Origin of the sequence: Nonomuraea rhizosphaerae (genome assembly GCF_019396405.1) — a bacterium.
Lineage (GTDB): Bacteria > Actinomycetota > Actinomycetes > Streptosporangiales > Streptosporangiaceae > Nonomuraea > Nonomuraea rhizosphaerae.
In genome coordinates, this window is record NZ_JAHKRL010000416.1 from 1 (window position 1) to 12214 (window position 12214).

At 69.4% G+C, this 12214-nt stretch carries 11 protein-coding genes and 2 pseudogenes; 4 read left to right on the forward strand and 9 right to left on the reverse strand.

The genetic code is table 11. From position 1 onward, the window contains the following. Window positions 1–217 (forward strand): annotated as a pseudogene (locus tag KME77_RS21385) (IS66-like element ISFsp11 family transposase); the annotation flags it as partial. Between the two features lie 79 nt (window positions 218–296). Here KME77_RS21385 and KME77_RS21390 read toward each other — a convergent pair. Together KME77_RS21390 and KME77_RS21395 are read right to left on the reverse strand one after the other, a co-directional pair. Beyond that, window positions 297–1019, reverse strand: a complete 723-nt coding sequence (locus tag KME77_RS21390) for an aspartate/glutamate racemase family protein (RefSeq protein WP_219470527.1) — start codon at window positions 1017–1019, stop codon at window positions 297–299. Further along, the gene (locus KME77_RS21395; RefSeq protein WP_219470528.1) at window positions 1019–2467 is read right to left on the reverse strand and encodes an NCS1 family nucleobase:cation symporter-1; all 1449 of its coding nucleotides are present in this window, start codon (window positions 2465–2467) and stop codon (window positions 1019–1021) included. The genes KME77_RS21390 and KME77_RS21395 overlap by 1 nt, the downstream gene beginning before the upstream one ends. 111 nt (window positions 2468–2578) lie before the next feature. Between KME77_RS21395 and KME77_RS21400 the strand changes: the two genes are divergently transcribed. Next, the gene (locus KME77_RS21400; RefSeq protein WP_219470529.1) at window positions 2579–3175 is read left to right on the forward strand and encodes a helix-turn-helix domain-containing protein; all 597 of its coding nucleotides are present in this window, start codon (window positions 2579–2581) and stop codon (window positions 3173–3175) included. Between the two features lie 39 nt (window positions 3176–3214). On the opposite strand, the gene KME77_RS21405 is transcribed toward KME77_RS21400, so the two are convergent. The 5 genes from KME77_RS21405 to KME77_RS21425 all read right to left on the reverse strand — a co-directional run bounded on the left by KME77_RS21405 (window position 3215) and on the right by KME77_RS21425 (window position 7044). Next, the gene (locus KME77_RS21405; protein WP_219470530.1) at window positions 3215–3358 is read right to left on the reverse strand and encodes a hypothetical protein; all 144 of its coding nucleotides are present in this window, start codon (window positions 3356–3358) and stop codon (window positions 3215–3217) included. A gap of 149 nt (window positions 3359–3507) precedes the next feature. Beyond that, a complete protein-coding gene (locus KME77_RS21410; RefSeq protein WP_219470531.1) occupies window positions 3508–4749 on the reverse strand; it encodes an MFS transporter in 1242 nt (413 codons plus the stop codon). 58 nt (window positions 4750–4807) lie between these two features. After that, window positions 4808–5692 carry an alpha/beta fold hydrolase gene (locus tag KME77_RS21415; protein ID WP_219470532.1) on the reverse strand — a complete coding sequence of 295 codons (885 nt, stop codon included), beginning with the start codon at window positions 5690–5692 and terminating at the stop codon, window positions 4808–4810. A 91-nt stretch (window positions 5693–5783) separates the two neighbouring features. After that, window positions 5784–6326, reverse strand: coding sequence for a DUF1707 SHOCT-like domain-containing protein (locus KME77_RS21420; RefSeq protein ID WP_219470533.1), 543 nt, complete (start codon window positions 6324–6326; stop codon window positions 5784–5786). Between the two features lie 4 nt (window positions 6327–6330). Continuing rightward, window positions 6331–7044: a PadR family transcriptional regulator gene (locus KME77_RS21425; protein ID WP_219470534.1), complete on the reverse strand. Its 714-nt coding sequence runs from the start codon at window positions 7042–7044 to the stop codon at window positions 6331–6333. Between the two features lie 364 nt (window positions 7045–7408). On the opposite strand from KME77_RS21425, the gene KME77_RS21430 reads away from it, so the two are divergent. Together KME77_RS21430 and KME77_RS21435 are read left to right on the forward strand one after the other, a co-directional pair. Then, complete coding sequence (locus KME77_RS21430) at window positions 7409–8137, forward strand: metal-dependent hydrolase (protein WP_219470535.1); 729 nt, start codon at window positions 7409–7411, stop codon at window positions 8135–8137. Between the two features lie 184 nt (window positions 8138–8321). Continuing rightward, entirely contained in the window at window positions 8322–11096 is a 2775-nt protein-coding gene (locus KME77_RS21435; RefSeq protein WP_219470537.1) for an aconitate hydratase, read from the forward strand. Window positions 11097–11153: 57 nt separating this feature from the next. On the opposite strand, the gene KME77_RS21440 is transcribed toward KME77_RS21435, so the two are convergent. Both KME77_RS21440 and KME77_RS29470 read right to left on the reverse strand, forming a co-directional pair. After that, window positions 11154–11978, reverse strand: coding sequence for an ABC transporter permease (locus KME77_RS21440; protein ID WP_219470536.1), 825 nt, complete (start codon window positions 11976–11978; stop codon window positions 11154–11156). 1 nt (window position 11979) lies between these two features. Next, window positions 11980–12214 (reverse strand): annotated as a pseudogene (locus KME77_RS29470) (daunorubicin/doxorubicin resistance ABC transporter ATP-binding protein DrrA); the annotation flags it as partial.

The window sequence follows — 12214 nt, forward strand, 5'->3', positions numbered from 1 at the left end:
CGCCGTGCCCTTCACCAACAACCCCGCCGAGCAGCCCCAGCGCATGGTCAAACTCCAGATGAAGATCGGCGGCTGCTGGCGCAGCGTGCGCACCGCCGCCCGCTACTGCCTCATCCGCTCCTACCTCAGCACCGCCCGCAACCACGGCATCCACCCACTCGACGCCCTCCGCGACGCCCTCGCCGGAAACCCCTGGATGCCACCCCAGAGCACCTGATCAATCACAGGCCTGAATGGATACGTCGGGGCGCTGCTCCGGATCGAGGCCGCCATCCTGGAAACCGGGCGGCGCTGAGTCACGGGAGCTGGAAGTGGCTCAGCAGCCCTGTGTACGGCTTGGGGATGGGTGGGGCGAACTCGTCGCGGGTGCTGGTGCGCAGGCCCAACGCCACCAGTGACTCCACCAGCTTCACGGCGGCGGTGATGCCGTCGATCACGGGGACGCCCAGTGAGCGGGACAGTTCACCGCGGAACGGGGCCATGCCGGCGCAGCCGAGGACGATGGAGTCGCTGCCGTCCGACGCCAGTGCCGAGGAGCACAGGGCGGTGACGGCAGGCAGAGAAGACTCCATCTCCAGGACGGGGACGTCGCAGGCGTGGACGCCTCGGCAGGCGGTTTCGAAGCCGTACGAGCGGGCCAGGTCCCAAGCTTGGCCGATCGTGCGGGACAGGGACGTCACGACGCTGAAGGTGCGGCCGACGAGGGTGGCGGTGTGCATGGCGGCCTCGGCGATGCCGACGACGGGACCGGAGGCCAGCTCGCGTGCCGCGTACAGGCCGGGGTCGCCGAAGCAGGCGATGACATATCCGGAAATGTCGTCCCGCTCGCCTGCCGCGATCTCCGCCAGTACGCCGGGTACGGCCAGTGCCTCGTCGTAGTGGCTCTCGATGGAGGCGGGGCCCATGGCGGGGCTCACGGCCTCCACGCACGTGGAACGCGCCGCGACCTCCCTGGCGCAGCGACCGATCACGTCGGTCATGGCCAGGGAGGTGTTGGGGTTGATGACCTTGACGCGCATCAGGTGATCATGGGGTTGCGTCGCTCCAGCATGACGAGGGCCACGAAGCCGAGCCCGCAGCCGATGAACCAGCTGTAGTCGGCGATCCACGTCATGCCGCCCAGCATCTTCGGCACCAGGACCGAGGCGATCGACGGGACGCCGCTCAGGACGATGGCCCACACGGCGTTGGGGTTGAAGCCGTTACGGAACCAGTAGCGTCCGCTCCGTTCCATGGTGAACAGGTCGTCCACCGACACCTGCTGGCGCGCACAGACGTAGTAGCCGGCGATGAGGATGCCGAACAGCGGCCCGATGAGCGCTCCCAGCAGGCCCAGCGTGTAGTGGATGGCGTCCGGGTTGCCGTACCAGTTCCAGGGGGTGAGCAGCACCGAGCCGACCGCCGCGATCATGCCGCCGGTGCGCCAGCTGATGCGTTGCGGGCTGACGTTGGAGAAGTCGAAGGCGGGGGAGATGAAGTTCGCGACGATGTTGATGCCGACCGTGGCGATGACGAACGTCAGGCCGCCCAGGAGGATGGCGAACGGGGTGTCGATGCGCTGCACGGTGTGGATCGGGTCGGTGATCAGCTCGCCGAAGACGGGGACGGTGGCCGAGGCGGTGATCACCGTGAGGAGGGAGAAGAAGAGGAAGTTCACGGGGAGGCCGAGGAGGTTGCCGGTCTTCACCGCCTTGAATGACCGGCCGTATCGTGAAAAATCGCCGAAATTGAGCATTGGGCCGGAGAAGTACGAGACCACCAGGGCGATGGCGCTCAGCATCACCGGGATCGACTCGGCGAGGCCCAGGGAGTCGCCCTGTGACAGGTCGAGGCTGATGTTCGACCAGCCGGCCTTGCTGACCAGGTAGATCGCCAGCACCAGCATGACGACGTAGACGGCCGGGCCCGCCCAGTCGATGAAGCGCCGGATCGACTCCATCCCCTTCCAGAACACCGCCGCCTGCGCCACCCACAGAATGGCGTAGCAGATGTATCCGAGCGGCGGCAGCCCCAGGAAGCCACCGGTGTTCAGCGCCGCCGTCGCCGGCCAGAACTTGAGGAAGACGATGATGAGCGCCTGCGAGGCCAGATACGTCTGCACGCCGTACCAGGCGATGGCGATGGCTCCGCGGACGATCGCGGGGATGTTCGCGCCGAGCACGCCGAAGACGGCGCGGTTGATCACCGGGTACGGCACGCCGGTGATCTGGCTCGGCTTGGCCACCAGGTTGCAGAACACGTTGACGATCACGATGCCGACGACGAGCGCCACCAGCACCTGCCAGCTCGCCAGCCCGAGGGCGAACAGGCTGCCCGCGGTGACATAACCGCCGACGCTGTGCACGTCGGACATCCAGAAGGCGAAGATGTTGTAGGACGACCAGGTCTGGCTCTTCAGCGGGGCCAGGTCCTCGTTCGCGAGCCGTGGGTCGTAGCTGACCTCGGCGGTGGTGGGCACCTGTGTCATGTGCGGCATCCTTGGGGGAGAGGATGAGGTGTTAAGTAACCACTTAACACCTCAGGCGCCGATTGTGAATTGCACCGATGTAAATACCTTGTGACAACCGGTGTGGAGATCATGGAGCTGGAAGAGAGCGACCTCCTCGGGCAGCGGCTGCGTGAGCTGCGCGAACGGTCGGGAAAGTCGCTGCGTGCGGTGGCCCGCGAGCTGGGCATCTCGGCGAGCGCGGTCTCCCAGATCGAACGGGGGGTGATGCGGCCGTCGGTGAGCAGGCTGATCGCGTACGTGGGTGCCGTCGGGGTGCCGCTGGCGGCCGTGTTCGACGCGCCGGGCACCGAGGTGCCGAGGGAGCCCGCCGAGGAGCCCAGGGATCCCGCCGTGGTCGTCCGGCGGGCGAAGGAGGTGCAGGCGGTGCAGCTCAGCGGCGGCGTGACGTTCCGCAGGCTGTCGCCGGCACCGACGCCGGACGTCGAGTTCTTCGAGTCGACCTACCCGCCGAACGCCGTGTCCACGGCGCACGGGCAGTTCCTCAAGCACGACGGGTACGAGGTGGGGACGGTGACGGCGGGGGAGCTGACGATCGAGTTCGAGTCGGAGATCGTGGTGCTCGGGGAAGGGGACTCGATCACCTATCCGTGCGCCCGGCCGCACATCATCGGCAACCGGTCCGGCAGCGTCACGGCCGTCGCCACCTGGCTGATCGTTCACGCCTGATCGTCCATAGCCGGACGAGGACGGGGGGCAGGCCGCTCGCTAGCTCACGATGAGCCCGGCGTCGGCGAGGGTGGCCATCAGCAGTCCGATGCACAGCAGCGCCACGGGCCAGGTCCGCTGGGTGAGGGCGATCAGGACCGCCGCCAGGAGCGCTACGACGACGAGGATGGTGAGGGTACTCATGGCGCTGTCATGCCCGGTCGGTGCGATCTCAGGCGCAGGTGCGCGGCACTGGCCTGTGGGACGGGGGATGCGCGGCGGGAGGACGGTCACCCACCGCGCCTCAGATCAAGGCTTTTGGCGGGAAAACGGCAGGTGACCTGCAACACCCGTCACGAGCGCAGTTCCGTACGGATGCCGCGCCCCAGCAGCGCGGGCAGGCACAGCGCCGTCCCCGCCGCGCCGATCCAGACCGCCGCCGCGAGCCCGCCCAGAGCCGTGGCCGCGGAGGCCAGCAGGGCGCCGACCGCGACCGCCCCCCACAGCAGGAAGCGCTGCACCGACGCGGCCCGTCCCAGCAGCGCGCCCGGGGTGAGCGTCTGACGCAGGGTGATCGAGGTGGGCGAGAACGCGCCCTCGCCCGCGCAGTGCACGACGCTGCCCCCGATCAGGCCGATCGCCCCCGCCACCCCGCCCAGCGAGCCGAGCGCGGGCATCGCCAGGATGCCCAGCACCGACACCGACGCGGCCAGGACGAGCGTGCGAGCGGTGCCGAGGCGGGCGATCAGCCGGGACGACAGCAGGTTGCCGATCGGGTAGCCCGCGGCGGCGGCGCCGATCACCACGCCGATCCAGTGCGGCGCCAGGCCCAGCACGTCACGGCAGTAGAGCACCAGGCTCGTCTCCACCATCGACAGGAACAGCACGTACACGGTCCCGCAGGCCAGCACCGGCCGCAGCACCGGATGGCGCAGCGTGAACCGCAGCCCCTCGGCGATGTCGGCCCGCAGCGACCTCGACGCGGACGGCGTCACGACCTCCCGGTGCCGGATCAGCGCCAGCGACACTACCGAGGCGGCGAAGGTGACCACGTTCGCGGCGACCGCCCCGACCAGGCCGAGCAGCGCGATGACCGGCCCGGCCGCCATCGGGCCGAGCGCCTTGGCCGCCGACTCCGACAGGGCCAGCCGCGTGTTGCCGCGGTGCAGCGCGGCCTCCTCGGCGTACAGGCTGGGCAGGTAGGAGGTGTAGGCGACCTGGAAGAACACCACCGCGCACCCGCTCACCAGGATCAGCGCGAACAGCAGCGGGAACGTCAGCCCGCCCGCCGCGGCCAGTGCCCAGATCGCCCCGAACGCCACCACCTGCACCCCGTCGCAGACCAGCATGACGGTACGGCGCGACAGCCGGTCGACGATCGCGCCGGCCGGCAGTCCCAGCGGCAGGAACGGTACGAACAGGGCGAACGGCAGCAGCGCCGCCTGCGCCGGGGACGCCCCCAGCAGGGTCACGGCCAGCAGCGGCAACGTCAGCGTCATGAACTGGTCGCCGAACAGCGACAGCGACTGCCCCGCCCACAGCAGCCCGAAGTTCCGCCGCACCGAGCCCGGCGGCCGGACGCCGGTGACGGTCATGACGCGCGCCAGAAGATGCCGGTGAGCGTCATGACGCGCCAGAAGGTGCCGGTGAGCGTCACGACGCGTGCCAGAAGTCGCGCAGCAGCTCCAGCACCGTTCCAGGCTCCTCGACGTGGCCGAACGAGCCGCTGCGCTCCAGCACGTGGAAGCGGGCTCGCGGCGCGTACGTCTGGAACTCCCGCTGCAGGGCGGGATACAGGGCGCGGTCGTACCGCCCGGCCAGCACCATCAGCGGCACGGCCAGCTCCTTGAGTCGCGGCCGGAAGTCCGGGATCAGCGGCACCTGCCCACCGATCACGAAATCCACGTCATCCCCGCAAAAAAGCGGATAAAGCTCGTCGTTGCGGGCGCCGGGCTCGGTGGCGAGGAGAGCGGCGTTCCCTGGATTGTAGAACCGCACCAGCGGCGCCGCCGCCGCGAACTCCGCCCGCAGGGGCGCGTCCGTCGAGCGCAGCCCCGAGCGCCGCAGCGCCTGGATGCGCTCCCACGTCTCAGGGAACTGGGCGCCCAGCTCGCGGTTGATGTTGACGTGGTTGAGCTGCCACATCTCCGGGCTGTGCAGGGAGTTGGCCAGGGTCAGCGTGGTGACGAGGCCGGGCCGCTCCAGGGCGACGGCCTGGGCGATCAGGCCGCCGTACGAGAAGCCGTACAGGTGCGCCGGGCCCACCTCGGCGAGCAGGGCCACGACGTCGGCCACGTCGCCGGCGAACGTGATCTCGCGCAGGTCGGCCGGACGGTCGGACCTGCCGCGGCCGTGCAGGTCCACGTAGATCACACGGTGGTCGCCGGCCAGCGGGTCGAAGTGGGGGTGGAAGACCACGTGCGACCCGGCGGGGCCGAGCCCCGCCAGCAGGACGACAGGGTGGCCCGCGCCCTCCTGCTCGACCCACAGGCGGTGGCCGCGGACCACGTGATGACGGCCGTTCGGGTGTTGGAACATGCCCGAATTGTGCCGAGCGCCGGCCCTCCGCCGACGGCGGTGATCGGACTTGTATACGAACTTGTCCAGGGGCCTACGCCGGCCCCGCGGATCAGTGCCGTCGCCAGTGCGAGTGACGATGGATCATCGAGAAGACCATCGCCACGATCCACACGACGAACAGCACCTTGAAGATGCCGAACCCGCCGAAGATCAACCCGACGATCAGCAGCCCGAACAGGATCGGCAGGAACGGCCCCGGCCCGTGCCGGTGCCCGGGATGCCGCCCCGTCCGGCGCCGCATCTCGCGCTGCTGGTCGCGCATCGCGTGCATCTGCTCGCGGTGCGCCATCATGGCGCTGCGCCAGGCGTCCCTGTCGAAGCCTTGGTGCGCTCCATAGGGGGACGGCGGCGCGTACGGCCGCTGGTTCGGCAGGTCCTCGGTGACCTTGGCGAGGTCGCGGGCGGTGCGCGCGGCCATCGTCTGCTCCAGGCGCTGGTCGAGCTCCTCGCGGTCGAGGCGTCCCTGCGCGAAGTGCTCGCGCAGGTCGGCCATCGTCTGGTCACGCTCGGCGTCGCCGATGCGGAGATCGTTGGGGTCCATGGCTGGTTCCTCGCTCTCCCCGAACCGGCCTTCCAGTGTGGCGCCGGTCATGCCGTCATTCCTCACCCGGGTCGCCGTCGGCCAGAATCTGGTAGAGCTTGCGCCGGGTCTCTGTAAGAGTCTTACGCGCTTCGCGGATTTGTGCGTCGCTCCCGGTCTGCAAAACCTGCATCATCGCGAACGCGGACTGCCGGGCGATGTCCCAGAGGTCCGCCGTGTTGTCGTCGATGTCGGGCCGCATCTCGTCCCACGGGGCGCGGACCTCGTCGGCGTGCGACTCGATGTAGTTGCGGCCGGCGTCGGTGAGGCGGAAGGTCTTGCGGCCCTCGTTCTCCTCGGCGACGACCAGGCCCTCGTCGGTGAGCTGCTGGAGCGCCGGGTACACCGCGCCGGGGCTGGGCTTCCAGCCGCCCTCGCTGCGCTCGGCGATCTCCTGGATGATCTGGTAGCCGTTGCGTGGCTCCTCGGACAGGAGGGCGAGGATCGCGGCGCGCACGTCGCCCCGCTTGGCCTTACGCGGCCCGCCCCTGCCGCCCCAGCCACGGTGCCCGAACGGACCGCCCGGACCCCACGGCCCGAAGGGGCCGCCACGCCCGAATTCCGGCGGGAAGCCGCCGCGCCTGCCGCGCCTTCGCTCCTCGCGGGGGCCATGGTGGTGGTGTCCGCCCTGTTCCCACGCGTCGCTCAGGGCCTTGATCGCGTCGCGGGCGGCGCGCTTGAACTCACGCGCGTCGGGCCACGAACCGCCTGCTGCTTGTGCGGAAGTCATGTTCTTCTCCTTGTTCTCGACTGTTCTCGATGCTTCAAAGATATATCGACAACATGTCGTTCGCAAGCGAAAGGGCAGAGTGAGACAGATCACGAAAAAGTTCAGGAATCCGGGAACAGGATCGAGGTGGGCGCCGTTGTTCACATCAGACGAGGTCGTTCCGCGTCGGCAGGGCTGGGGGGTGCTGTCGCCGCTGGAAACGACCTCGTCTGCGTTTCCGGGCAAGGTTCGGTCCAGGGCGTGTGATCCCCGCCCTGTCCGTACGGTGAGAGTGCTCTTACCAGGCAATTCCCGGGCGGACATCAACGCAGAGCCACGGCGGGCCGCCGCGCGTCAAGGACGTCTTTGCCGTACAGTTTCGATCATGATGGGGCATTCGCACGCGATGACGGGGGCCATCGCCTGGCTGGGGCTCGCGCCCGGTCTCGCCGCCATACCGATGGTGACCGAGTCGTCCACGTACATCGAGACCGGGATCATGGCCAACGCCCTCAACCCGGCGGAGTTCATCGCCGGCGCCATCATCTGCATGGGCGCCGCGATGCTGCCCGACCTCGACCATCCCAGCGCGACCATCGCCCAGACGTTCGGGCCGCTCACGTGGCTGCTGAGCAAGGGGGTCAACTGGATCAGCGGCGGGCACCGGGGCGCGACGCACTCGCTGGCGTTCGCGGTGGCGATAGGGTTCGGCGCCCACTGGCTGGCCAACACCTATCCGATCGGCCGCGACATCATGGTCGTCCTGCTCATCGGGCTGGCGCTGCGCGCGATCGGCATCGGTATCCCGGGCAACAAGCTCGGCTCGGTGATGATCAACATCGGCATGACGGCCGGGCTCTTCGCCGTCTTCATGTCGATGAACGTGGGGTACGCCTGGCTGGGCATGGCCGTGGCCGTCGGCTGTCTCATCCACGTGGTGGGTGACTGCATGACCGAGCGAGGGTGTCCGGTGCTGTGGCCGTTGTCGGTCAGGTTCGTGCTGCCGTGGAAGATCGGGATCAAGACCGGGAAGAAGTTCGAGCAGAAGATCCTGGCGCCGCTGCTGTCGGTCGTCATCGTCGGCCTCCTCTTCTGGCGCCTGGCCCCCATCTGACCGCCCACGGTCGACGGGCGAATTCTGTCCGGCCCTCCGTAGTTAATTTGATGTCGAGATACCTCCAGCGATATCTTGACGTCGAGACATCCTCCGCCGCCTGCGGGTTAGGGTCACCTAACGTACTTAGCGCTTCCGGAGTGCGGGAGGATTCTGACTGAGAAATGGTCTATGGAGGAGGCGAATCACCGTGTCCACGAACAGCTTCGGCAGCCGTGACACGCTACGCGTCGGCGACGCGTCATACGAGATCTTCCGGCTGGACGCGGTCGAGGGCGCCGCACGCCTCCCGTACAGCCTGAAGATCCTGCTGGAAAACCTCCTCCGCACCGAGGACGGCGCGAACATCACCGCCGACCACATCCGCGCCCTGGGCGGCTGGGACCCCGAGGCGGCGCCCAGCGTGGAGATCCAGTTCACCCCCGCCCGCGTCATCATGCAGGACTTCACCGGCGTGCCCTGCGTGGTCGACCTGGCCACCATGCGCGAGGCCGTGCGCGACCTGGGCGGCGACCCGGCCCGCATCAACCCGCTCGCGCCCGCCGAGATGGTCATCGACCACTCGGTCATCGTCGACTACTTCGGTCACCCCGACGCCTTCCAGCGCAACGTCGAGCGCGAGTACGAACGCAACCGCGAGCGCTACCAGTTCCTGCGCTGGGGCCAGACGGCCTTCGACGAGTTCAAGGTCGTGCCGCCCGGCACCGGCATCGTCCACCAGGTCAACATCGAGCACCTGGCCCGCGTGGTCATGACCCGCGACGGCAAGGCCTACCCCGACACCTGCGTCGGCACCGACTCCCACACCACGATGGAGAACGGCATCGGCGTCCTGGGCTGGGGCGTCGGCGGCATCGAGGCCGAGGCCGCGATGCTCGGCCAGCCGATCTCCATGCTGATCCCGCGCGTGGTCGGCTTCAAGCTCAACGGCAAGCTGCCCGCCGGCGCCACCGCCACCGACCTGGTGCTCACGATCACCGAGATCCTGCGCAAGCACGGCGTGGTCGGCAAGTTCGTCGAGTTCTACGGCGAGGGCGTCGCCTCCGTGCCGGTGGCCGACCGGGCCACGATCGGCAACATGAGCCCCGAGTTCGGCTCCACCTGCGCGATCTTCCCGATCGACGGCCAGACGATCGAGTACCTGCGGCTGACCGGGCGCTCGGCGGAGCAGATCGCGCTGGCCGAGGCCTACGCCAAGGCCCAGGGACTGTGGCTCGACCCGTCCGACCCCGAGCCGGTCTTCTCCGAGTACATCGAGCTCGACCTGAGCACCGTCGTGCCGTCCATCGCCGGGCCCAAGCGCCCGCAGGACCGCATCGCGCTCACCGACGCCAAGAAGGCCTGGCGCGCGGCGGTGAAGGACTACGCGCCGACCGTCATGGGCCCCGCCGACGAGGCGTCGGAGGAGTCGTTCCCCGCCTCCGACTCCCCGGCCATCGGCCACGGCGGCAACGGCGACGAGCCGCACGCCGCCCCGCTCAACGGCGACCGGCCGCACAACCCGGTGACGGTGACGCTGGAGGACGGCGCGACGTTCGAGATCGACCACGGCATCGTCTCGATCGCCGCGATCACCTCCTGCACCAACACCTCCAACCCGTACGTCATGCTCGGCGCCGCCCTGCTGGCCCGCAACGCCGTCGACAAGGGCCTGACCCGCAAGCCGTGGGTCAAGACGTCCCTGGCGCCCGGCTCGCAGGTGGTCACCGGCTACTTCGAGCGCTCGGGGCTGCAGCCCTACCTCGACAAGATCGGCTTCAACCTCGTCGGCTACGGCTGCACCACCTGCATCGGCAACTCCGGCCCGCTGCCGCCGGAGATCTCCGACGCCATCCAGGCCAACGACCTGGCCGTGACGGCCGTGCTGTCCGGCAACCGCAACTTCGAGGGCCGGATCAACCCCGACGTCAAGATGAACTACCTGGCCTCGCCGCCGCTCGTGGTGGCGTACGCGCTGGCCGGGACCATGGACATCGACCTCGACAACGAGCCGCTCGGCCTCGGCTCCGACGGCTCGCCGGTGTTCCTGCGCGACGTCTGGCCCGAGCCGGAGGAGGTCGCGGCCGTGGTCCACTCCTCGATCGGGCGCGACATGTTCGAGCGTGACTACGCCGACGTGTTCAAGGGCGACGAGCACTGGACGTCGCTGCCGATCCCCACGGGCAACACCTTCGAGTGGGACCCTTCCTCCACCTATGTCCGCAAGGCCCCCTACTTCGAGGGCATGCCGGAGAAGCCCGAGCCGGTGACGGACATCTCCGGCGCCCGGGTGCTGGTCAAGGTCGGCGACTCGGTCACCACCGACCACATCTCGCCCGCGGGCTCGATCAAGACCGGCACCCCCGCCGCCCAGTACCTGCAGGCCAACGGGGTGGAGGTCAGAGACTTCAACTCCTACGGCTCGCGGCGCGGCAACCACGAGGTGATGATCAGGGGCACCTTCGCCAACATCCGGCTGCGCAACCAGATCGCGCCCGGCACCGAGGGCGGCTACACCCGTGACTTCACCCAGTCCGACGGGCCGGTGTCGTTCATCTACGACGCCTCCGTCAACTACGCCGAGGCCGGCACCCCGCTGGTCGTGCTGGCCGGCAAGGAGTACGGCTCCGGCTCCTCGCGTGACTGGGCGGCCAAGGGCACCGCGCTGCTCGGCGTGCGCGCCGTCATCGCCGAGTCGTACGAGCGCATCCACCGCTCCAACCTGATCGGCATGGGCGTGCTGCCGCTGCAGTACCCGGAGGGCGGCTCGGCCGAATCGCTGGGGCTGAGCGGCGAGGAGACGTTCGAGATCACCGGGGTGGAGGAGCTCAACCAGGGCGGCATCCCGCGTACCGTGCACGTCAAGGCGGGCGAGGTGGAGTTCGACGCGGTGGTCCGCATCGACACGCCCGGCGAGGCCGACTACTACCGGCACGGCGGGATCATGCAGTACGTGCTGCGCTCACTCCTGAAGAAGTAGTACAGCTCTGCTGGCGGAGCCGCTCGGCGCGACCCGTGCCGGGCGGCTCCGCGCCGCTCATCGGGACACCCTGCGGTACCGGTCGATGGCCAGCGGGCAGAACACCACGATGATCCCCGCCGACCACAGCACGGACGCCGCGACGGGATGCTGGATCGGCCACGCCGTCGAGTGCGACGCCGGGTTGCCGAACAGCTGCCTGGCGGCGGCCACCACGGCGCTCATCGGGTTCCAGTCGGCGACCGGCTTGAGCCATGACGGCAGGCCCTCCGTCGGCACGAACGTGTTGGCCAGGAACGTCATCGGGAACAGCCACCCGAACGTCGCCGCGTCCGCCTGCGCGCCGCTCTCGACGAACAGGCCGATGTAGGTGCCCACCCAGATCATCGCGAACCCGAACAGCGCCAGCAGCCCGAACGCCGCCGCAGACTCCCCGAGCGTGCCGTGCGCCCGCCACCCCGCCAGCGTCACCCCGGCCACCACCATGGCGGCCAGCGACAGCAGGTGCATGGACAGGTCGGCGAGGCTGCGCCCGACGAGCACGGCGCCGCGCGCCACCGGCTGGGCGCGGAACCTGTCGATGATGCCGCGCGCCATGTCCTCGGCGACGGCCGTCGCGGCAGCCGTCGCGGTCATGGCCATGACCTGCATGAAGATTCCGGGCATCAGGAAGTCGCGGTAGTCGCCGCCGTTCGGCAGCTTGATCGCGCTGCCGAAGACGTACCCGAACAACACGGTCATGATCACCGGGAACACCAGGAACGCCGCGATCTCCGTCGGCTGCGCCCTGAGCCTGGAGTACGTGCGGCCGGCGATGGTGAGCGAGTCGAGGACCGTCCAGCGCAGCCGCTCGCTCAGGGGCTCCGCGTGCGTCGTGATCATCTCAGGCCGCCGTCAGGTGGAGGAACACCTCGTCGAGCGTGGGGCGGCGCAGGCCGAGGTCCTCGACCGCGATCCCGGCCGCGTCCAGGGCCCCGGCGACCCGGACGAGCGACTGGGCGCCCTGCTCGGCCGCCACGGTCACCTCACGCCCGTCCGTGGTATCGGCGGGCGCGCCGGCGGCGCGGCGGACGACGTCGAGCCCCTCGGGGACGTCGGCGGGGTCGCGGAAGACGATC